The organism is Pseudoalteromonas sp. SR45-5, from assembly GCF_014163565.1.
Taxonomy (GTDB): domain Bacteria; phylum Pseudomonadota; class Gammaproteobacteria; order Enterobacterales; family Alteromonadaceae; genus Pseudoalteromonas; species Pseudoalteromonas distincta.
The window spans coordinates 1-24,683 of the sequence record NZ_JACJDN010000004.1 but is presented as its reverse complement, the minus strand read 5'-3'; the positions used below and the strand labels follow the sequence as shown (position 1 = coordinate 24,683).

The following is a 24,683-nucleotide window of genomic DNA, read 5'->3' as shown; positions in this document are numbered from 1 at the left end:
TGCAATCCTAATCTAATAAAATATTATAGACGAAAAAAAAACCAACTTTATTAAGTTGGTTTTTTTATAATCAATAAACTTTAAAAGCGAAATACGCGCCTTAAGCCAACCAGTGGTAATAACAATAATGTATACCAAGGGAAACTAGCAGAGTTACGCTCATAAACTTCAGCTTCTACTGGAGCACAGCTTTCTACTTCACCATTTGCAATGGGCGTTAATTTAACTGCTATTGCAATACTCTCATATTCAATTTCACCATTAATATCAGTTACTACACCGCCTAATGAATCTAGCTTTTCAACTGTTTTAGTCGCAGTACCAAATATTTCATTATTTTCGTTGATAGCAGTCGCTTCAACCATAGTATAAGCGTAATCAGTTTCACCGTCGGTGTCATAACAAGGCAGTAAATCGTTTAGATTAGTGATTTTGTCTTCACCAATTTTGTAAATAAAGGCCTCTTTGAGTCGCGAGCTATCAGAAACACCCACTTCCCCTTCACCTACAATATAACCTTGGTTGTTTATATCGTTACCGTAAGAACTTGAGCTTGAAAAGTAATCAGTAGGGAAAACCGTACTACCCGTTGCTATATCATGGTAAAAGAATTTATTACGAAGAGTGCCTTCAATACGCTTAGTTGCATAACCTGTAATTACATCGTTATCATTAATAGCAATTGATTTACCAGACTGCCAGTCATCTTCTTGATTAATAAAATCAACAACCGCACCGTCTTTAAAATAAACTGGCATTGTAAGAATTGTATCGTCATTTTTGTAATAACGTGTATTCGATGATCCTACAATTGTCCCGTTGTTGTTCACTGCTAAAGCAGTACTTGTAAATGCATCATCTTCCGCTTCACCTTCGTCAGGTGTCAGTGCCATACCAAGCTCTTCAACAGACGTGATATTAAGTGATTCATCAAGTTCCCATTTAACAGCGCGCTTATTAAATAAGCCTCGTGTAATATTTGTATTTAACAAGTTGATACATACTGACGTAGGTTCGTCTTCATTATCACAGTTATCATCAATATTATCTTGTCTGTCATCTGGAATGCTTGTAGACATGTTACCTACAACGGTATAACCACTGTTAGTTTTAATAATATCGTTGGCACGACTTGTACCACCGTATTCATTAAACTCAGGCTCTAACTCAACACTTACACTGCCATCAGCGCTTATTACAATCCCACGCTCTATAAATTCATGAGTAAACCATGTTTCTGCATCATCTTCACCATCAGGTGTAAAAGATACTTTATCGTATGGAGCGCTTCCCCAACCGACTGTAACACCATCTTCAGTTACAGCATTAAAAAGGTTAGTAGTTGAACGTGTTAGTCCGTCATAATCAACAGATGCAATATCAAATAATGGTTGCTCAGTTATTTGTGTATCATTATATTTTATGCCTACTAATGAGCTTAATTTTTGATATTCAAAATTTGTAGAAATTGAAGATAAAAAACTAACCATGAAAGTGTGTGCATCAGCATTAGTAAGTACCGCATCATTATTTTCAATGTCATCAAGTGTGAAGGTAATCTCTTTATCACTTAATTCAAATGCTGCCTCTGTATTGTCATAGCTATTTTCAATAAGGTTTTCAGTAAAATCTATATAGCTTGTATCAATAGGTAAATTGTATAAACCATTTGCGAAACCAATAATATGCCCGCTTTCGCTTACATCTGTTACATAAGAATATTTAGCGTCTTCAAGAGTCCCTAATTCACTTAACTGGTACGTCGCACTTGTTGCTGAAGTGCTTAATGTCGCTAAAATACTGGCAGCGAGTAATTTATATTTCATTTTAGTCCTTACTACTGATTCTGTAATTCTTCAAGTTCTTCCCAGCGCTCAAGGGCAGCTTCAAGGTCAGACTCAAGTTGTGCTAAATGGTTCAATGCTTTAGTTGTTACATCACTCTCTTGTTTAAAAAAGTTTGCGTCACTCACTACAGCTTGTTGAGCTTCAATTTCAGCTTCTAGTTTTTCCATTTTATTCGGTAGTTGCTCTAATTCAAGTTTTAATTTGTAAGAGAGTTTATTTGTCTTAGCTGCTGGTTTTGCAGCTGGAGCGGCTACTTTTTCAACTTTTTTTACTGGTTGTTGCTGAATTTTTTTTTCTTGTTCAGCTAAGTAACCTACATAAGCTTCATAGTCGCTATAACCACCGACGATATCTGTTACTTTACCATTGCCTTCAAATGCCCATACACTAGAACATGTATTATCAATAAATTCTCGGTCATGGCTTACAATCAGCACTGTACCTTGATATTGATTAATAATGTCCTCTAGTAACTCTAACGTTTCAATGTCCAAGTCATTCGTTGGCTCATCGAGAACAAGTATATTAGATGGTTTTAAAAACAGTTTAGCTAATAGCAGTCTATTTTTTTCACCACCAGAGAGTGCTTTAACCGGGGTTCGAGCGCGGGCTGGAGGGAATAAAAAGTCTTGCAGGTAACCTAAAACATGGCGTGAACGACCGCCCATCATCACTTCTTGTTTACCTTCGGCAACGTTATCTTGAACAGTTGCTTCTTCGTCAAGTTTTTCACGGTATTGGTCAAAGTAAGCAAACTCTAAATTAACACCTTGCTTAGTAATACCACTATCAGGTTCTAAATCACCAAACATTAGTTTTAATAGTGTTGTTTTACCAATACCATTTGGGCCTACTAAGCCAATTCTGTCGCCACGCATTACAAGTGTCGAAAAATCATCAGCAATAACTTTGTCTTTAAATGCATGGCAAAGGTTCTTAGCTTCAAATACCAACTTACCTGAGCGATCAGCTGTTTCAATATTAAAGTCAGTTTTTCCAACTTGATCAACACGTTGCTTGCGCTCATTACGTAGCTGTTTTAGCTCTCGAACACGCCCTTCGTTACGCGTTCTTCGCGCTTTAACACCTTGGCGAATCCACGTTTCTTCTTCAGCTAAACGCTTATCAAACAATGCATTTTGCGCTTCTTCTACTTTTAAATCATGCGCTTTTTGCTCTAGATAAGTCGCGTAATCACCTGGGTACGAAATAAGTTTACCGCGATCTAAATCTAAAATACGCGTAGCAACAGCGCGAATAAACGCACGGTCATGCGATATAAATACAATGCCGCCTTTAAATTCTTTTAAAAACTGTTCAAGCCACATTACACTAGCCATATCTAAATGGTTTGTTGGCTCATCTAGTAATAATAAGTCAGGCTCACTTACAAGTGCACGCGCAAGTGCTACTTTACGTAACCAGCCACCAGAAAGGGACTCAAGTTTAGCCTCTGGTGTTAATTCTAATTGTGTCAAAACTAATTGAATTCGGCTATCAAAACGCCAACCATCAGCGGCTTCAAGTTGGTTTGATAAACGTTCAAGTTTATTTAATAACTTATCAGTACATTGTGTTTGCAGTTCGTTGCTAACATGATGAAAATCAATGAGTAGGTTAGCGATTTCCGGCATACCCTGCGCAACGTAATCAAATACTGTTCCGCTTGCACCTTTTGGTGGATCTTGCTCTAAACGAGAAATTCGAATGCCACCAAGCTGATTTATTTCACCGTCATCTAAAACAACTTGTCCATCAAGTACTTTTAATAACGTTGACTTACCCGCGCCATTTCGACCAACTACACACACTCTTTCGCCACTTTCTATAACAGCGTCTGCTTTGTTAAGCAAAGCATGTGTACCAAAAGCAAGTTGTGCTTTTAAAATTCTTATTAAATCCATAGTTCTTATTTGCTCTTATTCTGCTTGTGCTAAAAATTCGCGCACAGAGTGTAAAGTAAAAGGCCAATATAATTTCTCGCCTTTTTCACTTTTTAATACAGGAATAGTAATTTGATACTCAGCAATAAGCTGCTCATCAGTCATAATATCGATTAGTAATAACTCACTGTTGTCATTTAGTACATCAGTGATAAGTTGCTCAGCCTGTTCGCACAAGTGGCAACCATCAGTATGATATAAAATCCATTTAGCCATGCGTAATTAGCCAGCTATTATGGATTTTTTTATTACGTTTGAAGTCTGGTGATAGCGTTTTATCTGAGATATTAACGGCTTTTAAACCTAAACCAATCAGGCCAACTTCATCCATTACAAAACCACGTTTGTTATTAGAGAAAATCAAAGTACCTGATGGACTTAAGATCTTTTTAACCCACGTTAATAATTTAATGTGATCACTTTGCACATCAAACGCGTCTTTCATACGTTTTGAGTTTGAGAACGTTGGAGGGTCTAAAAAAATCAAATCATATTGTGCTGTCGCATGCTCTAACCATTTTAAACAATCTGCTTGTTCAAAACGGTAACGTGTATTACTGATATTGTTTAAATCGAAGTTATCTTGGCCCCATTTTAAATAGGTTTTAGATAAATCAACTGTTGTAATTGCTTTAGCGCCACCAAGTGCAGCATGCACAGAGGCAGTACCTGTGTATGCAAACAAGTTTAAAAAGCGCTTATCTTTCGCATTTTCTTGAATATAACGACGCATTAAACGGTGATCTAAAAACAAACCTGTGTCTAAGTAGTCAAATAAATTAACTTTAAACTTAGCACCAAACTCTTCAACTACCATAGTTCGGTTTTGTTTAGACATGGCCGTATACTGCTCTTCGCCCTTTTGCTTTTTACGCACTTTTACAGCAATATTTTCAGGTGAGATATCAAGTTGTTGCGAAGTCAATGTTATTACGTCTTGCAGGCGTTTTTCTGATGTTTTTTCATCAATTTCTTTAGGCGCTGCATATTCAAAAATAACCGCAGAATCACCGTAAATATCTACAGCAACATTGTACTCAGGGATATCCGCTTCATAAACACGATAAGCGTCTACTTTATTTTGTTTAAGCCAGTTTTTTAAGCCTTGCTTATTCTTTTTCAATCTATTTGCGAATGACGTAGAGCCCTCAAAATTAAGCGCTTTTTTATCATCGGTAGTCAAACTTACTTGCTTATCATCTAATTGATATAAGTTAAGTTCAACATCAAGTGGGCCATTTTTAAACTTATAACGCTTAAGGCGCACAAGTTTTAAAAGTTTAAATAAGCTCTCGTCCATACCTAGTAAGGCAAGTTTCCAATGATTAAAGTGCTTTTTAAAGCCAACACCTAAATTACGGTGTAAATCAACAAGCTCAGCCATAGAACCAATACGTTCACCATAAGGTAAGTTTGAAATTACAACACCCGGTAATTTTGCAACAGCAGTAAGTTTAGTTGCATCGCTTTGCTTAAACTTAATAACATCATCAAGCTCAGCACGTTTGGCATTATCAATCGCTTTATTTAAAACTTGTTCATCGTAATCGTGGCCAATTAACCACAATTTAGGATCGGTAATGTTAGCAAGTAACTCTTCTTTAAGTTCTTTAAACTTAGCGGCTCTAAAACTGGGTAAACGCTCAAAAGCAAAGCCTTCACGAAATAATCCCGGTGCTTCGTTTCGTGCCATCCCAGCAGCTTCGATTAAAATAGTACCCGCACCACAACATGGATCGAATAAAGGTTGTTTTACATTATCAAGCCAACCACTTCGTTTAATTAATGCAGCCGCTAAATGTTCTTTAATTGGTGCTTTACCTTGACCTTGACGGTAACCACGTTCAGACAAACGAGGGCCCGAATAGTCAATATACATAGAAACGCCGTAACGATTTAATCGTGCAACAACACGCACATTTGCATCTTGCTTATCAACGTTAGGACGCTGCTCGTATAAATCATTAAAGTAGTCAACAATCGCATCTTTTATTACAAGACCCGAAAATTGTGTGTTTTTTAATGAGTCATTGGTACCGTTGAAGTCGACAGCGAATGTTTGAGTTGGTCCAAACCACTCTTGCCAAGGTTGCGAGCGAGCAAAATTATACAGGCTATTCTTGTCATCTACGCCTTCTTTTTCTTCAATAAGCATAAGCACACGCGTTGCAAAACGACTTGATAAACAAACCTTTTGCGCCAGTAATGAGTCAGCCTCAAAACGAACAGAACCAACAGTTTGCTTAGACACAGTTGCGCCAAGTTCTGTTAGTTCATCAACCAATAAATTTTCGATTCCGATAGAAGTAAGTGCGATAAATTGCAAAGTAATAACCCTTAATAGCTAATTGCGCAGGATTATAACATAGGTTGGGCGACAAACACGCCATAAAGACACGCTTAAGACTTAAATTTGGTTAGGCGGTTTGACTTTGATATTGCTGATTTAGGATGGGGTGTACTCGATTATTCAAAATACGGATTACTTCAAATTGCGCTAAAGATAAGTTTTCGTCTAATTTAAAGGTTTCGCTTAAATTTAAGCAAATAGATGCATCAGGGCAATGCTCTACAATTAAAAAATCGCCAGTCTGCGTTTTAGATATTAATTTAACTATTGCTTCTACACTTGGCTCTGTTCCAGTGTACTCTTCAAAAAACCAGCTTTTTGATAAAACGGGTTTTAAGTGATATTTAACAGCGGTTGCATTTAGCGATATTTGACAAATTTGAGCAGCAGACCACAATTCAAACCCATCTAAATAGTTATAAACTTGTTCATAAAATGCAGCATCTTCTAGACTAAAACGTGGATTTTTAAAAACAGAATCGGTGAGTTGTCTTAACTTATAGGGCGTACATAATTGCATGTCGTCATTTAAATCAAGTAACAAACGATTTTTATTAGGACAAGTAATCCACTGCCATTGCTTTGATGCTTGTAACATTTACTCCTCCTTGGGTATGTTGAATAATTATTGCTCACAGTATAACCGCTTTTGACCACTTTTAAAATGCTTGCTTAGAACATTTATCGAACGATCAAAAGCTTAGATAACTGATCCTTATAAGCCGTTAACGATCGACTTTACCAATTGTGGACCTTTGTAGATGAACCCAGTATAAACCTGGACTAAATTTGCGCCTGCATCGAACTTTTCTTTTGCTGATTGCGTATCATCTATTCCGCCTACTCCGATGATTGGTAACTTACCTTGTGTTAAGCGTTTCAATTCACTCACTACCTCTGTAGAACGCATTCTAACTGGGTGACCTGATAAACCGCCGGCTTCTTCTGCATATAGCTGGCCCATAACTGCAGCTCGCTCAAGCGTGGTGTTGGTGGCAATTACACCATCGATTTTATTATTTAAAAGTGACTCACTTACTTGCTCTATTTGAATTTGATCTAGATCCGGTGCAATTTTTACAAGCATAGGCACTTGTTTATTGTGCTTTGCAACTAAATCTAGCTGTTCGTTTTTAAGGCTTTGCAGTAAATCATCAAGTGCAGCGCCATATTGCAAATCACGCAAGCCAGGTGTATTTGGTGATGAAATATTTACCGTAATATATGAGGCATGTTCAAATACTTTACGCATACAATGAATATAGTCATCTTTACCTTGTTCATTTGGCGTATCTTTATTTTTACCAATATTAATACCGAGTATGCCGCTGTATTTTGCTGCTTTTACATTTGCGACTAAGTTATCAACGCCTTTATTATTAAAACCCATACGGTTAATAATAGCGTTTGATTCTGGCAACCTAAAAATACGAGGTTTATCATTACCAGCTTGAGCACGTGGCGTAATAGTGCCAACTTCAATAAAACCAAAGCCCATTTGGCTGAATGCATCAATACATTCCGCATTTTTATCAAGGCCAGCTGCTAGCCCTACAGGGTTTTTAAATTTCAGACCCAAAAAATCGACTGGCTTATCAGAAATATTTTGCGACCAAGCTAAATTTAAAGGTGTATTGGTAAAACGACGAAGATTATTAAGTGCAAACTCATGCGCCCACTCCGCATCACGGGTAAACATAAAACGGCGAGCTAAATCATAAAACATCAATATAATCCTCTTTTTAAATTTTAGACAAAAAAATACCTCAGACAAGGCTGAGGTATTGTATAACAATTTTAACAATCAGTTATTTATTTACTAAACAATTAACTGATTAAAGCTAAATTATTTTCCCGATGTATCACAATTGTGGCTTAACAACATAAGTTCACGAAGTGCGACCGAGAACTTAGCAAAGTCGTGACTTTGTGATGTTTTAAACTCAGCCAGCATTTGTTTCCAGCGTTGCAGTAATAAATCTTGGCTATCCATCCACTCGTCTATTTGACTATCAACATCGCTCTCATCACCTTCAAAGCTATTTAATACAACTTCAGATAACGTACGTTGCTGCCAATCAAGCTCTTCTCGATAAGACGAGCGAGCAAGTGCTTGCCAATGATTTGCTACTGGTTGCTTAGTTATTTGCTCTAAGAACCAATGCAGACCCATTCTTGCACCTAGTTTAAAGTAAGTATTGGACACCATCGAAATACTCTTACCTGAACTATTCGCAACTTCTGCTAAATCCATCACAGAGAATAAGCTTGATAAAGAAACAATACGATTAGCTATATCTGTTGGAACGCCCGCGTCAATTAACTTATTGGCCTCAATTACAATACGATCATTTTCTTTTTCAATCATATACGTATTTAAGTTATCGCTTAAATCTTTAAAGGTTGGCGCAAAGAATTCAATTCCTTGTTCAATCGTTTGTGACTTATTACGGTGACGTAAGAACCAACGCGTTGCACGGCGCACAGTACGACGAAGTTGGTAAAGCATTTCAGTTTGAACTGCTGCTGGTATTTTATTATCAAGTGCACTAATAGAAGACCATGTTTCACGCATTTCAAATATTTCGCTAGCAATTGAGTAACACATTGCTATCTCAGCTTCATTAGCACCAGTTTCTTCATGCATACGTACCATGAAGTTTAAACCCATATCGTTAACGATACTGTTAGCAAGTTTAGTTGCAATAATTTCTTTACGAAGTGGGTGGTTGTTCATCGCATCGTTAAACTTCTCACGCAATGGACGTGGGAATGACTTAACAAGCAATTGGCGATAGTAAGGGTTTTCAGTAATTTCATCACTTACTAAAGACTCTTTTAATACCATTTTTGCGTAAGACACTAGCACTGAAAGCTCAGGACGAGTTAAGTCTTTACCTGCAGCGGCGCGTTCTGCCAATTCTTCATCACTTGGAATAAATTCGATAGCACGGTTTAACTTGCCTTCTTTTTCAAGCGCATGAATAAAGCGAATCTTTTCTTTGAGCGTTGAAGTTCCTTTAGACTGTGTAATTGAAATAGTATGTGTTTGACGGTAACAGTCTTTTAATACTAATTCAGAAACTTCATCTGTCATTGAGTAAAGTAGCTCATCACGTTGTTTACGTGTTAGGTCACCTTCAGCGACTAAGCCATTAAGTAAAATCTTAATGTTAACTTCGTTATCTGAACAGGCAACACCCCCTACGTTATCAATAAAGTCAGTATTAACACGACCACCTTTAGCTGCAAATTCAACACGACCTAATTGCGTTGCACCTAAGTTACCGCCCTCACCTATTATTTTAGCGCCTAAATCTCTACCATTGATACGTAGTGCATCGTTTGCACGATCCCCTACATCGGCATCAGTTTCTTTAGAGTGTTTAATGTATGTACCAATACCGCCATTCCACAGTAAATCAAACTCCATCATTAATGAGGCTTTCATTAACTCATTTGGTGTCATACTAGCTTTTTTAGTGCCCAACATTTTTTTCATTTCTGGGCTAAGCGTAATTGATTTAGCTGCACGAGAGAACACACCGCCACCGGCAGAAATTAGCTCTTTATTGTAATCTTCCCAAGAAGAACGCGGCATATTAAATAAACGTTCGCGCTCAGGGTAAGATGTAGCAGCATCTGGATTAGGGTCAACAAAAATGTGCATATGGTTAAAGGCAACTTGTAGACGAATATGCTTAGATAACAGCATACCATTACCAAATACATCGCCTGCCATATCACCAATTGCTACTACTGTAAAGTCGGTAGTTTGACAATCAATATCCATTTCACGGAAATGTCGTTTAACTGACTCCCATGCGCCTTTTGCTGTGATACCCATTTTCTTATGGTCATAACCAACCGAGCCACCAGATGCAAATGCATCACCTAGCCAGAAATTGTATTCGTTAGCAATGCCATTTGCGATATCAGAGAAAGTAGCAGTTCCTTTATCCGCTGCAACTACTAGGTAAGCATCATCTTCATCATGACGAACAACATCGCGCGCTGGTACTATTTCACCACGCTCAATATTATCAGTAATATCTAAAAGACCACGGATAAAGATTTTATAACACTCTTGGCCTTCTTTGATAAACGCTTCACGCTCAGTCGGTAGTTGTTTACATACAAAGCCACCTTTAGAACCAACAGGTACGATTACCGTATTTTTAACTTGTTGTGCTTTAACTAAGCCAAGTACTTCAGTACGGAAGTCTTCACGACGATCTGACCAACGCAGACCACCACGCGCTACTTTGCCGTAACGTAAATGCACACCTTCTACGCGCGGAGAATAAACAAAAATTTCAAACGCAGGTAAAGGAAGTGGTACATCTGGAATTAAGCTAGGTTGTATTTTAAACGACACATAAGACTTAAACTGTCCGGCATCGTCTTTTTGGAAATAGTTAGTACGCAGCGTCGCAACAATCATATCTACGTATAAACGTATAATACGGTCATCATCAAGGTTTGCTACATTTTCAAGCTCTAAATAAATTTGCGTGCTTAGCTTTTCAAGTGTTTTAGCACTTGCAGGGCTTTTAACTGAGAACTTTTTAGCAAACAAGTTAACAATTTGCGCTGCGATATTAGGATAATTTGCAAATGTACTTTCTATGTAGCTTTGTGAGAAAGTTACACCAATTTGACGCATGTACTTAGCGTACGCACGTAAGATAGATGCTTCGCGGCCTGTTAAGCCACCCATTAACACTAAACGGTTAAAACCATCGTTTTCAAGGCGGTTGCCCCAAACATTTGTTAATGCAGCACGAAAACGTGCTGAGATTTTATCAAAATCTGCCATCCCTTTGCTGTCAATAAGCATCGAGAAGTCCATGATCCAGTTGATACGACCATCGCTAGTTTTAACTGAATATGGTGTTTCACCAACAACACGAAGGCCAAAGTTTTCAAGCATTGGCATGACATCAGATAAGTGAATCGGCTCATCTTTATGGAATAAGCTTAATCGTACAATATTGCTGTTTGCTTCTTCTTGAGGACGATAAAACAGCATTTCTAGTTTGTTTTCATCGCTAAGTAGTTCTAACTTTTCAATATCAACAACCGCAGCACTTGGAAGCACTTCATCTTTGTATGAGCGTGCAAACGCGTTACAGTATTTACGATTTAAATCGTTACCACGAGCTTCACCCGCAGACTCTAAAAGAGCAGATTGAAGTTTATCTTCCCACGTACGTGCAGCTTCTACTAAATTGTTTTCGATGTCTTTCACATTATATTCGATCTTGTTGTCGGTCACACGAACGGTGTAATGAGTACGCGCCAGTGTTGACTCAGAGAAATAAGTAGTAAATTCGACTTTATCGTCAGAATTAAATGCATTAGCTAATATATCTTGCGTTTCACGACGAAGAGCCGTGTTATAACGCTCGCGAGGTACATAAACCATACAAGATAAAAAACGACCATACGCATCTTTACGTACAAACAAGCGACACATATCGCGCTCTTGTACTTGTAACACACCCATAGCAACTTCAAGTAGCTCACCTTCGCGCGCTTGAACTAGCTCATCACGTGGGTAGGTTTCTAAAATATTTAAAACAGCTTTGTAAGCGTGAGTACCTTTAGCAAAATCACACATTTCCATAATGCGATTAATTTTACTTTTTAACACAGGTACATCAGTAGCACTGTTATTGTAAAAGCTTGATGAAAATAAACCGATAAAGCGGTCTTCACCAATTACATTGCCTTCATCGTCAAAACGCTTAATGCCTACATAATCGATGTAAGCTGGACGATGAACACGAGAAACAGAGTTAGTTTTTGTTAAAATCAGTAGGTTGCTGCTACGAGCTTCTTGACGTGCAACTTCAGGTAATTCTGATAATAAGCGAGTGTGTTCTTCAGTCGAGTTTTTCATCAAGCCTAGGCTTGTATCCATTTTACCTTTTAGTTGGTAATCACCTTGAACTGGGCTTAACTCATATTCACGGTAACCCATTAGGGTAAAATTATCTTTAGCTAACCAATCTAAAAACTCAGTTGTTTCTGAAACTTCATCTTTACTTTTATTATGATGACGATTAGGTAACTCTTTAGTCACTGCAATCAATTTTTTACGGATTGGTTGCCAATCATCAACAGCAACTGATACATCAACTAGCACAGACTCTAATTCTTTTTTGAAAGACTCAATCACAGAAGAATCTGTTTGACGGTCAATTTCAATAAAAAATACTGTTTTAGTAGATGAAGATTCTTGCTCTGCTTTTAAATTTGATAATCCAGAAATTTTAGCGTTTTCATCACGCTTAATTTTTAATGGGCAGTGAAGTAATAAGTGAGAGGCGATATTTTCACGAGTCATGGCCATACGAACAGAATCAACTAAGAACGGCATATCTTTAGTGATAATTTCAACGATTGTATGTGATGACTGCCAGCCATCTTTTGCCACTTCTGGATTGAAAACGCGGATAACAGCGTCGTCAGTAGTATTTTTTTCTAGCGAGTTCCAAAGGCTTAATGCTGCGCCATATAGGTCACTATCGTTGCGGTTTGCCAAATCCTCTTTAGACATATTGCTGTACAAGGCTTTGGCGAATTTCTCAACGAGTAACACATTATCAGCGCGAACTTTTTTCTGGATCAGCTTACAGACATTATCTAGGATAACCGAGGCTTGGCCTTCATTTCGTGTCATTGTATGTTCCTTAATCTATTACTGCTAAAAGCAGAATATTTGTACAGCGTATTATTAGCGTGGAGTCAGTTAAATTCTAACCCTTTTACAGCTAATAAACAGCCTTTTCGATGAAAACATTTTAAGCATTTCAGCTATTTGGTCATCTATTCACAAAATATAGATATAAATGGCCATTACTGGCCATTTAGGAGCAAAAGTATTCACATTATTTTTTCTGGTCAGTCCAGAGAAGGCCACCAATTGCGGGTAATAACAACACTGCACCTAACATATTCACTAAAAACATGAAGGTTAATAGTATACCCATATCAACTTGGAATTTAAGATCTGAGAATATCCAAGTGCTCACACCAATAGCTAATGTAATACCAGTAAATAGAACCGCGCTGCCACGCTCAACAAGCGCATTACGATAAGCAACACTAAGCGGTACGTTTTGCTTAAGCTGCCCCATCATCGACGACAGTATATAAATACCGTAATCAACACCAATGCCTACACCTAATGCAATTACAGGTAAAGTAGAAACTGTTAAGCCTATTTCCAACTGTACCATAAGTGCTTGGGCAAGGGTTGATACAATATAAAGCGGTAATACCACGGCTACTGTTGCTTTTACGCTTCTAAAGCTCATTAAACATAAAATAATAACGGCACCATAAACGTAAAGCATCATGGGTATTTGTGCTTCTGATACAGACTCATTAGTAGCTGCCATTACGCCCACAGGTCCTGACGCTAATTTAAATGCTAGTTTTTCAGTGCCCTCTTCTTGTGCAAATTGCTTAACACTCTTAATTACGGTATCGATAGTTTGTGCTTTATGATCATCTAAGAATATAATCACTGGCATAACTGAACAATCACCGTTAAGTAAGCCTGTACTAGTTTCAACTCGAGATGTTGACTGTACTAAGCTTGCTGAATTTCGTGGCAAACTCTGCCATTTTAAATTGCCTTCGTTGTAGCCCGCGTTAACCGATTGAGCTACAGAGCTCAAACTTACAGCAGACTGCACACCGGCCACATTCTCAACTTTGTATTGAAAACGGCTTATACGCTCCATCACATCATGCTCAGTACATGCTGCAGGATACGCCTCTACAATTACTTTTAAAATATCAGACGAGATAGTGTACTTATCCGAAATTAAAAACGTGTCTTGGTTATAACGGGCATCTTGATGCAGAGATGGCGCGCCTGCGTGTAAGTCACCTATACGCATTTTATCTGCTTGCCAGTAGCCTAGAGCAAATAAAACAAGGGTAAAACCGATAATCATTTTAGCGATTTTAGGATCGGTTGCTTTTACTAAAATGTCTCTGATCTTATCAAGTATATTAGGCTTCTCAGCATCACCAGATTGAATATGTACACTGTTTTCAAAGTTCATGTACGACGCCCAAACTGGCAGCAAAATTAAATTTGTAAATATAATTACTGCCACACCTAAACTCGCTGTAATAGCAAGTTCGCGGATAATACCAATATCAATAGTAAGTAATGTTAAAAAGCCTACGGTATCTGAAAGCAGTGCAATACCACCAGGTATTAATAAAGCCCTGAAACTTGACTGACAACAAATTCGCGTACTTTTTCCTTCACCTACTTTTTTGCCAATCGCATTGATCATCTGCACACCATGGCTTACACCAATAGCAAACACTAAAAACGGCACCAAAATAGACATAGGGTCTAGTCCAAACCCTAAACTTGAAAGCAGGCCTAATTGCCAAATAACAGCAATAATAGAACACGCGATTGGCAAAATAGTTAGCTTTAAACTGCCACAAAATAGCCAAACCATAATAAAGGTAAAGGCGATAGCAATGGCAAAAAATACGACTACCCCTTTTGCGCCTTCAGCTATATCACCAGCCATTTTTGCAAAGCCAATAATATGAATACTTACTTTGTCTGTACTTAAAGGCTCTCTTAAATCACTTTCTAGCTTTTGTGCAAAAGCTAATGTGTCTAATTTTTGTTGTGTTTGAGGATCTGTTTCTAAAAGTTGAGCCGTTACCATTGCACAAGAGTAATCGCTGGCAATCATACGCCCTACAACTTTTGCTTTTTCAATGTTTTCCTTTACTACACCTAATCCACGCGTATCTGCTTTAAAGTTTGCAGGAATAATTGGACCACCGGCAAAGCCATCCTCTACTACTTCTACAAAGCGAGCACTAGGTGAAAATATAGAATTCACTAAAGGACGATTTACACCAGGAATAAAATAAAGCTGATCGTGAACCGCTTTTAATTGAGTAAAAAATTCTGGATTAAATATATCTCCGCTGTCGTCACATACTGAAATTAAAATACTGTTTGCACCACCAAACTGTTTTTCATGTTTAGTGTATACCTTCATGTAATCGTGATTTAACGGGATATTTTTATTAAACGATGCATCAAGTTGAATTTGAGTCGCTTTAAATACAAGTAAACAGGTTATAAGTGCAAAACTTATAAGCATAATTAAGCGATGTCTAAAAATCGCCTTTTCAATAAAATCGAGTAACTTATGCATTAAGGGGTTAACTCCTTCACTTTAATGCCATCTTCTGTAGCCATGATCAATCTGTTATCTAAAATTACACCATCAAGAATCGCTTTACCGTCAGCAAGCTGCTCATGGGTGAGTAACCCATCTTGAAGATGAAAAATAACGCCACTATTAGCGAGCATGAGCCATTGTTTGTTATTATAATTAATGATGTTGTTAATCGTCGCTGTTTTAACATTTTCAAAATGCTGCCACTGCTTTTCGCCACTTTGCTTTGCAAAAACATTACCTCGTAGCCCCGCCACAATTTCTTGAGTGCTATCAGAGGCAACTGCAAAGAATGAACCGGGATAAACTTCTTCTATTCTTTGCCAAGTTTGACCATCATCAATGCTTCTGGCCATTAAACCCATTTCACCAACGAGCATTAATCCATTGTCTGTTTTTTCTATACGATTAAAGTGCGGTAAAATAGAAGCAGTTTCCGCTTCGTATCCTTGTGGGTCATTTTCTTTTAAATCGTTTAAGTAATCACGATCATCACTAAAAAGTAGCGAATCTAAAAAGCGTTTTTGCCAATGTTGACCACCGTCTGCAGTTTGATAAAACATGCCATATGCGCCCACTGCAAAACCTTTTAAGTCATCTTCAAATAAAATATCTAAACATGGTTTGTCTAATTCAGGTAATGCTTGTTGTAGCTGCCAATTAACGCCACCGTCAGTAGTATTTATGATTGTTGCATCGTGGCCACACGCCCATCCATTATTTTCGTTACTAAAATCAACGGCAGTTAAGAGCACTTGAGTTGGAACTAGCTCAGCTTGTTGCCATGAATCACCCGATGTACTTTTAATAACAGTACCGTGTTTACCAACAGCAATTAAGCCATTACCCGTGTTAGTTATATCAGTGAGTAAGGTTTTAGCTGCATTTGTTGCACTGATTGCATAGTTAGGGGCTTCTTGTGCAACACTCGCACCGCTTATTATCAGGCTGGCATATACCAAATACTTCATAAATTTTAATCGCCTTGTACGAGAGAGTTGTTTGTCTTTTTACTAGGGAGTGCGTTGCGCGCTGTAAGACAAACGCGATGAGAAAGGAAAAGGCACTTAACATATTGTTAAGTGCCTAGTTTAATACTATCTACCTGCGCGACGTAAAGCGCTTGAAGTAAATTCGTTATCGTTAAACGACTTTGAAAAATCGTACATTTTTTCTTGGTTATCTAAACCAATTGCTAAATAACGACGAGAATTCAAATCATGATAAACCTCAAGAGTACTCCACTGTGTAGGAACTTCGTAATAGTTAAGGCCATAAGCCATGGCTACACGGTAAAGTTGGTCGCGGTTATCATAAATATCAGTAACCTGTACTTGCCAGCTATCTTCATCAATGTAAAACACACGCTTTTTATAGATATGGCGTGTATCATCTTTTAAGTTAGCTTCAACAACCCAAACACGATGTTTTTCGTAACGTGTATGTTCTGGGTTAATATGGCCAGGCATTAAAATATCATCGTACTCTAGCTTGTCGCTATGAAGTTTATAGCTGTTGTAAGGTATGTATAACTCTTGCTTACCCTTTAGCGTCCAGTTGTAACGATTTGGTGAGCCATTAAACATATCAAAATCATCGGTAGTGCGCAGGCTATCTGCAGCTGTGCCTGGTGCATCATATGCAACATTAGGTGCACGACGAACACGACGTTGCCCCGAGTTATAAGTCCATGCTTGGCGCGGCGTTAATATTTGGTCCATTGTTTCATGAACTAATAATGCAGTACCCGCTAAACGTGCAGGCTCTGTAACGCTTTGTTTAAACTTAAACAAAATGTTTGAGTCTTGTAGCTCTGCAGGTGTTGCGCTTGGGTCTGAGTATTTAACTAATAGCTGCTCATCAAAACCAACATAGTTGTAAGAGCCAGATGCAGTCGGTGCAGCTTGACCACCAAAGCGCTCAATAGACTGGCCACGGTAACGTAATAAGTGATTCCAAATTGCCTCTAAACCTGTTTTAGGAATAGGGAAAGGAATACCTATCGCGGTATTTTTAATACCGTTACCGCCTTCGATTAATTCAGCAGTCGGTGCAAACTTTTTAGTCGCGTCATAAACAAACTGAGGGTACGAAGCTGAGCGGCGTGTTTCATACACTGGCATTTTAAATGTGTCTGGGTATGCTTCAAATAAAGCAATTTGACCCGGACTTAAATTGGCTTTGTACTTTTCAATATTACTTTTATCGATAGTGAAAAGCACTTTATCAGCTGTAAATGGGTCAAGATGATGCATACCAGCTTCATAACCTGCAGGCGCTGTTGTAATTCCATTATTCCACGCTGGAATAGAACCATCAGCATTCGCAGCTTTTTCTGCACCCATTGGCGTTAAGTTTTGACCTAATTGAGCAACTTCATCAGCGTTTAATTTAGCCAAGGCTGCGCTGCTTGCAAACAAACTACAAAATGCTGTAGCGATGAGGGTAGGTTTTTTAATCATAGTAATGTTACCCCTAAATAGAATATTTTAAGTTAAAAGAAACGTAATCGCGGTCTGAGAATGTATTAACACCGCCACCGCCCCAAAACGAGTTATAGCTCACATCAAGTGACCACGCATTTTGGTAGTTAAAGTTCATCGTAGCACCTAAAGATTTACGATCTTCGATAAATAAGAACATAGGATCTGGTGTATTACCGTTTACGTCATGAGAAAATACAAAACGTGGTGAAAAGTTAATACCTTTGTAAAAGTTGAAGTAATCGCCTTTCGCAATTAGGCGGTAACCCCAAGACGATGCTGTAGCGAATGATTTCTCTTCAGCGCCATTTGATAGACCAAGTTGCAATGTTGAATAATCAGTAGTACCTGGGCCTGTTATTGTGCCACTACGGCCAGTGCCTGATACATTTAAACGCATTTCGTCATAGCCAGGCATATCGTGAATTTTAACTACACCCACTTCACCAACTACAGCCCAACTATCAGCACCTAATGAAGGGCCAAATAAATGCGTAGCTGTAAATTGAATTTGTGATGTGTCGCGTTCAATGTAGCCTTTGGCAACTTCACCTGCACCAACTGAGCTTACCGCATCGCCTATACTCATTTGCGAAATACCCGCAAAATCAGGACGAATACCAGCAACCGCCAATTGCTCAGGCATAGCTGTGTAAAGTAACTCTACGTCATCAATTTGTAGCGGTTCATCTTGGCGAAAAGCAAATTCACCCGCGAAGGCTGTTTCGCCGATAGTCGTATTAAAACTTAAACCATATAACTTAATATCTTCAGGGTACTCGTTTTCAGCTTTAGAAAAAGCAGTTAAATCAGCAACATTATCAGACGTAATTTCTGTTGTCATGATCATCGCTAAGTCTTGGGCAATTGCAGCTTGTGAAAAGTTTGATACGCGACCAGATATAAGCGGACGACGGCTATGGTAATTCACGTGATAGAGTGCAATTTCAGTATCATTAAATTCAGGTAAAAATACACCTAAACGTAAGCCATACTGACCGCCATCTTCAGGCTCTGTTTTACCATTATCCCCTTTACCTTTTAAAGCAACTTTAGTTGGGTATGCAAGATACATTTGAGCTAATAAAGCACTTCCTTCTGCACTTGAAGGATCAATACCTTGTGCAGCTGCGGCTAATGCAAAATCAGATGTTAAGTTATTCAAGCTATCTGTTAAAAAAGCAACATCAATATCAGGATTAGACGTAAAACCTAATTGAACATTCTGCTGATAACCATTTTCTGCTGCAAAGTCATTAGTCGAAAAATACGTACCAGCTGCGGGTAAACGCGTTTCTTGCCATTGGTATTGGTAGAAACCTTCAAGGGTAATGTTGTCAGTAATGCCAAGCGATGCCCAAAGCATGCCTACAGGTATGAATGCTTCTTTAAGCTCAGCACCTGGCGCTTTCAATCGGTCAATATCAACTGGGTTTACGTTAATACCATGAGATATAAGTGTACTCTCACCCCAGTTAACTACTTGTTGACCTAAACGGACAGATAAAGGGTTATTACCATCATTTAAATCAAAATCAGCCCACACAAACGCATCTAATAAACGAATATCTGCACAACTTTGTGCTTTAGTGTCTTTATCATCACACGGATCAACCCCCTGCCCTGATGTAGGATTTGAATATGCATGATAGCCATCCATCAACGCAAAGTCATAAAAATACATGAAGCGAGTGAACAAACCGTAGTTATCTTTATTTATTGAAAGGTCATGTGTTCCCTTCAAAAGTTTTGAAAATGAGTCACCACTGTCAAAATTTAAATTACCAGCATCACCATTATTTGAATAAGAGCCAGGTTGAGCCCATACATCTTGAGATGAGTAAATAGTGTTGTTTAGCGCAGGGTTGTAACCTGTCCAATCAAATGCCGGATTGTTACTTTTACCAATTAGGCTAAAGTCTCTGTCTTCTACGCGAACACTTTGCCCATATGAAAAGGTTGAATCGAAGGTAATGTCAAAACCTCCAGCTTCAAATGTTACAGCTTGTGTACTTGCTGCAGATAAACCTAAGCTAGCGGCTGCTATGCCTATAGCGATTCTATTTTTAACAAAAAGCGATCTTCTTATCATTTTGGTTCCCCCCTGTCGCGGGTCATTTTGTGTGATCAAGTTATTGTTTTTAGTGTAATCATAACGATAGAAGCGAATCAGTGAAATTACAAATACTCGCTCTAATCTTCCGTATACTTTATATTTTGGTTGACGCTTACGTATTGGTAAGACGTCGTACCAGATAATTTATACACGCAATTTAACAATAGGACAAATTGAAATTAACAAAAATACAATATTTTTATGTATATATAACATAAAAACCGAGTGTCAGGCCACTCGCTCTAGGCGGATAAACTTGTTTTCGGGGGTTAATAAGAGTCTAAAACGGCCACGTACACCTAAACTTGAAATGAAGGGCCTCAAATGTGTAGCAGCAAAACGAATCGTTTTACCGCCATCTTCTACAACTTGTAAAGAGCTAAAACGGCCATGGTAGTAATCCATGCACTCGTTATAGCTCAATCTTAAGGTAAAATAATACTCAATCATTTATGCGAGCGCTTTTTCAACCTTTTCATACAAATCAGCACTTAACCCATCTAGATTAGCTAAGCGTTGTAATTGCAGTTTCATTGCTTGAGAGCGAACATCATCGTAACGCTTCCATGACATGAACGGTGTTAGCATACGAGACGCATTTTGTGGATTAATTGCATTAAGTTTTATTAACAAGTCACCTAATAACGTATAGCCTTGGGCATCTGAGCGATGAAATTGTGCTGTATTAAAGTGACTAAAGCTTCCTACAAGTGCACGTACACGGTTCGGGTTTGAAAAATCAAAACACGGATGTTCGTAAAGTGCCTTAATATTATCTATAGCTTTATTGCCTGACTGCATAGCTTGCAGTGCAAACCACTTATCCATCACTAAAACATCATGGCGCCATTGACTATCAAAATGATTCAAAAGCTCTTCTTGTATAGGGTGGGATGCTTTTACCACTGCGCTTAGTGCACCAAGTACATTGGTCATATTAGTAGAACTTGCGGCTTCTTTAATAAAGCTTACAGCCTCTGGCTTTTGAGTTTTAGCCAAATAATGCAAGCATATTTGTTTTAAAGCACGTTTAGCAACGGAGCTTGCACTTATACTGCCATCATCTTCAAGAGATTCGTAACAAGCAAGCAGTTCATCAGCAAGTTCGTCAGCAATTTGTTGCTCAAACTTTTCTGTTATTTCAATAATCTCATCAACAGGTATTACTTCAAATTCAGCGGCTAATGTATCAAAACTTGGCAGTTTAAACAGCTCTGCAATTAAGGCTAAATCACCCTCTTTGGTGTTTATAAGTACACGTAGCGCATTTATAGTTTCGCTGCTTAACATGCTATTAGTTGTGTCGGTAATCTGAGACTTAATCGCTTTAATAAATAGCTGCTGTTGTGCATCCCAACGTGAAAAATCACTGCGTGCAAAACGCATAATATGCAATAGTTCGGGCTCTGTTGTTTGCTGATTTAAAATACAAGGTGCAGAAAAATCTTCGAGTAAAACCGCAACAGGCTTTTCTAAGATATTATCAAAGCTAAATGTTTGAGTCGTACTTGTTACATCAAGCACATGATCTAGTTTTTTACCTTTACATTGCAGAGCAATACTTTCCCCATTCGCATCAAGTAGTTCAATAGCAAAAGGTATATGAAGTGGTTTATTGTCTGGCTGATTGTCCGGTGCTGCTTGTTCTATTGTCAATGTATACGTATTTGAACTGCTATCAAAATGTTGTATTGCATTTAAGCGCGGTGTACCCGATTGGCTATACCACAGCTTAAATTGCTCTAAATTAACACCTGATGCATCGCTCATTGCACTGACAAAGTCATCACATGTTACTGCTTGCCCATCGTGGCGCTCAAAGTAAAGTGTCATCCCTTTTTGAAAATTAGTTTCACCCAGTAACGTGTGCATCATACGGATAACTTCAGCACCTTTATCGTATACTGTTACAGTATAAAAGTTATTCATTTCAATAACTTTTTCAGGACGAATTGGATGCGCCATAGGGCCTGCATCTTCGCTAAACTGATGCGTACGCATTACTTTAACTGCATCAATTCGGTTAAGTGCACGAGAGCCTAAATCACTACTAAACTCTTGGTCTCTAAATACGGTTAACCCTTCTTTTAGCGATAACTGAAACCAATCTCTACAAGTAACTCGGTTACCTGTCCAGTTATGAAAGTACTCATGCCCTACAATGGATTCAATCGTATGGTAGTCTTTGTCTGTCGCTGTTTCTTGATTAGCTAATACACATTTACTATTAAAAACGTTTAGCCCTTTATTTTCCATCGCGCCCATGTTGAAAAAATCGACGGCTACAATCATATAAATATCAAGGTCATACTCTAAATTAAAGCGTTCTTCATCCCATTGCATTGCTTTTTTAAGTGAAGCAATAGCATGAGGTGTTTTAGATAAATTACCCTTATCAACAAATAATGCTAACTCTACGTCTTTGCCGCTTTTAGTCGTGTAAGTATCTTTCAAAACATCAAAATCGCCCGCTACAAGTGCAAATAAATAGCTCGGCTTTTTAAATGGGTCTTGCCATTTCACAAAATGACGACCATCTGATGTTTCACCGCTATCTACTTGATTACCATTAGAAAGAAGTTGTAAATACTTTTTATCGGCAATAATAGTTACATCAAACGTGGCAAGTACGTCAGGGCGATCCATGTAATAGGTGATTTTTCTAAATCCCTGCGCTTCGCACTGTGTGCAATACGCACCGCCCGATAAATATAAACCTTCTAAAGAAGTATTCGTCTCAGGTGATATCTCGGTCACAATACTTAATTGGCAACTATCCGGTAGGTTATTAATTATTAGCTGCTCACCAACAATTTCATAATCCGTTATATCAACTGTATCAACAGATAAAGACAGTAAACGCAAATCAATACCATCAAGCACTAAAGGTGCTTTTTTATCACCAACACGGGTAAGTGTTAGTAAAGAGCTTACTTTGGTTGATAAAGGCTGTAAGTCAAATGTTAGCTCTGTGTGGTCAATTAGAAAGTCAGGAGCTTTGTAGTCTTTAAGATATTGTGCTTGAGGTTTACTTGATTCAGTCATAGATACTCCAAAGCAGCTCCTTTTAAGTTAAAAGGAGCTGCTTAAAATTAGGCAGATTGTTTTGGCTTAATACGTAAAATTTTAATGCCTAAGTAGGCATAAACAACCGCTAAAACAGGGTTAATTAAGTTAAAGAAAGCGTAGAGTGCATAATCAAAAGGGTTTATAAGTAAAACGCTTTGCATGTATGCGCCACACGTATTCCATGGAATTAGTGGGCTAGTAATTGTACCGCCATCTTCCAATGTACGAGATAAGTTAACAGGCTTCAAACCACGTTTTTCGTATTCATCTTTAAACATACGTCCCGGTACAACAATCGCTATATATTGATCGGCCGCTATTACGTTAGTTCCTATACACGTAGCTATTGTCGCCGCAATTAACGACCCCGTGCTTTTAGCTATTTTAAGTATGCTTTTTACGAAAATATCCAAAAGGCCTGTTTTTTCCATAATGGCACCAAACATCAGTGCAGTCATAATCAGCCATGTAGTTGTAAGCATACCGGCCATACCGCCACCGCTGAGTAAGGAATCCATCTTATCATCGCCGGTACTTATGCTAAAACCATCAAAGAAAGTAGTCCAAACAAGTTTAAAGTAGCCAACTAGCTGTCCTTGAGAAACATCAATTTGGCTAGCAATTAGATCAGACTGAAACAACATAGCCCAAACAGCGCCCACAACAGCACCAATTGAGATAGCAGGAAATGCTGGCATTTTTTTAATAGCTAAAACTAAAAGTACGATTAACGGGATCAGCATTTCAAAACCAATATTAAAGTTTTGCTGTAAAATAGCCGTTATTTCATCAATGCGCCCTGCTTCGCTTGAAGCTGTTGCATTAAACCCCATGAATATAAATATAATCAGTGCAATTACAAAACTTGGTACTGTCGTCCACAGCATATGTTGAATATGCTCAAACAAATCAGCGCCAACAACTGCTGGTGCCAGATTGGTTGTTTCTGACAGCGGGCTTAGCTTATCACCAAAGTACGCGCCAGATATAACTGCACCTGCGGTTACTGTTTGCTCAAGTCCAAGACCCGTAGCAACACCTAATAAAGCAACACCTATCGTAGCAGCCGTGGTCCAAGAACTACCAATACTCATTGCTACAATGCCACAAATTAAACAACTCGCTGCATAAAACCAACTTGGATTGATAACTTGTAAGCCATAATAAATTAGAGTTGGTACAGTCCCAGAAAGTAGCCAAGTACCAATTAATGCACCTACCATAAGTAAAATTAAAATAGCACCAAGTGAAAGCGTTATGCCTTCGATCATAGCTTGTTCTAATTTTTTCCATGTGTAACCGTTTTTAAGACCAATTAAAGCCGCTGCAAAAGTGGCAAATAAAAGTGCTATTTGGTTAGGACCGGATGAAGAGTTGTCACCGAATAAGTATACAGCCGCGCCAAGTAAACAGATTAATACAGAGATAGGAATTAATGCATCAAAAAACGAGGCGGGTTTGATTGGTTTATCTTCCAATGGCTTCAAAATAGAGACTCCTACACACACTTGCTGTGTGTTTAATTATTATTTTTAGCACGTAAAGCGCATTAATTGAGCGTCATTAATTCAGCTCAACTTTATGTAATCGAAGATTATAACAATTTAGTAAGTTTTAGGTAGTAAAAAAGGCG

General features: G+C 38.3%; 14 protein-coding genes. All 14 read right to left on the bottom strand.

The features are described 5' to 3' along the window. Positions 1-80: 80 nt before the first annotated feature. Entirely contained in the window at positions 81-1,826 is a 1,746-nt protein-coding gene (locus tag H5072_RS00520; RefSeq protein ID WP_182692356.1) for a DUF3466 family protein, read from the bottom strand. Positions 1,827-1,837: 11 nt separating this feature from the next. Next, on the bottom strand, positions 1,838-3,751 hold the full coding sequence (locus tag H5072_RS00515) for an ABC transporter ATP-binding protein (protein ID WP_002961781.1): 1,914 nt from the start codon (positions 3,749-3,751) through the stop codon (positions 1,838-1,840). A gap of 15 nt (positions 3,752-3,766) precedes the next feature. Beyond that, positions 3,767-4,006, bottom strand: a complete 240-nt coding sequence (locus H5072_RS00510; protein WP_002961779.1) for a glutaredoxin family protein — start codon at positions 4,004-4,006, stop codon at positions 3,767-3,769. Continuing rightward, complete coding sequence (gene rlmKL, locus H5072_RS00505; RefSeq protein WP_138489126.1) at positions 3,999-6,116, bottom strand: bifunctional 23S rRNA (guanine(2069)-N(7))-methyltransferase RlmK/23S rRNA (guanine(2445)-N(2))-methyltransferase RlmL; 2,118 nt, start codon at positions 6,114-6,116, stop codon at positions 3,999-4,001. Before rlmKL ends, H5072_RS00510 begins: the two co-directional genes overlap by 8 nt. A gap of 91 nt (positions 6,117-6,207) precedes the next feature. Then, complete coding sequence (locus H5072_RS00500) at positions 6,208-6,738, bottom strand: cell division protein ZapC domain-containing protein (RefSeq protein WP_182692355.1); 531 nt, start codon at positions 6,736-6,738, stop codon at positions 6,208-6,210. A 117-nt stretch (positions 6,739-6,855) separates the two neighbouring features. After that, a complete protein-coding gene (gene pyrD / locus H5072_RS00495) occupies positions 6,856-7,866 on the bottom strand; it encodes a quinone-dependent dihydroorotate dehydrogenase (RefSeq protein ID WP_182692354.1) in 1,011 nt (336 codons plus the stop codon). A gap of 120 nt (positions 7,867-7,986) precedes the next feature. Next, a complete protein-coding gene (locus H5072_RS00490) occupies positions 7,987-12,828 on the bottom strand; it encodes an NAD-glutamate dehydrogenase (protein WP_182692353.1) in 4,842 nt (1,613 codons plus the stop codon). A 208-nt stretch (positions 12,829-13,036) separates the two neighbouring features. Then, a complete protein-coding gene (locus H5072_RS00485; RefSeq protein ID WP_182692352.1) occupies positions 13,037-15,358 on the bottom strand; it encodes an RND family transporter in 2,322 nt (773 codons plus the stop codon). Next, a complete protein-coding gene (locus H5072_RS00480; protein WP_182692351.1) occupies positions 15,358-16,353 on the bottom strand; it encodes a YCF48-related protein in 996 nt (331 codons plus the stop codon). Before H5072_RS00480 ends, H5072_RS00485 begins: the two co-directional genes overlap by 1 nt. Positions 16,354-16,479: 126 nt before the next feature. Then, positions 16,480-17,844: a DUF1329 domain-containing protein gene (locus tag H5072_RS00475; RefSeq protein ID WP_182692350.1), complete on the bottom strand. Its 1,365-nt coding sequence runs from the start codon at positions 17,842-17,844 to the stop codon at positions 16,480-16,482. Between the two features lie 13 nt (positions 17,845-17,857). Beyond that, positions 17,858-19,957, bottom strand: a complete 2,100-nt coding sequence (locus H5072_RS00470; protein WP_154903039.1) for a DUF1302 domain-containing protein — start codon at positions 19,955-19,957, stop codon at positions 17,858-17,860. 252 nt (positions 19,958-20,209) lie between these two features. Beyond that, positions 20,210-20,431 (bottom strand): DUF2835 family protein, encoded by a 222-nt coding sequence (locus tag H5072_RS00465; protein ID WP_010552655.1) that lies wholly within the window; start codon positions 20,429-20,431, stop codon positions 20,210-20,212. Beyond that, the gene (gene pepN, locus H5072_RS00460) at positions 20,432-23,026 is read right to left on the bottom strand and encodes an aminopeptidase N (RefSeq protein WP_182692349.1); all 2,595 of its coding nucleotides are present in this window, start codon (positions 23,024-23,026) and stop codon (positions 20,432-20,434) included. Positions 23,027-23,073: 47 nt separating this feature from the next. Further along, positions 23,074-24,537, bottom strand: a complete 1,464-nt coding sequence (gene nhaC / locus H5072_RS00455; RefSeq protein WP_002961908.1) for a Na+/H+ antiporter NhaC — start codon at positions 24,535-24,537, stop codon at positions 23,074-23,076. Positions 24,538-24,683: the final 146 nt, after the last annotated feature.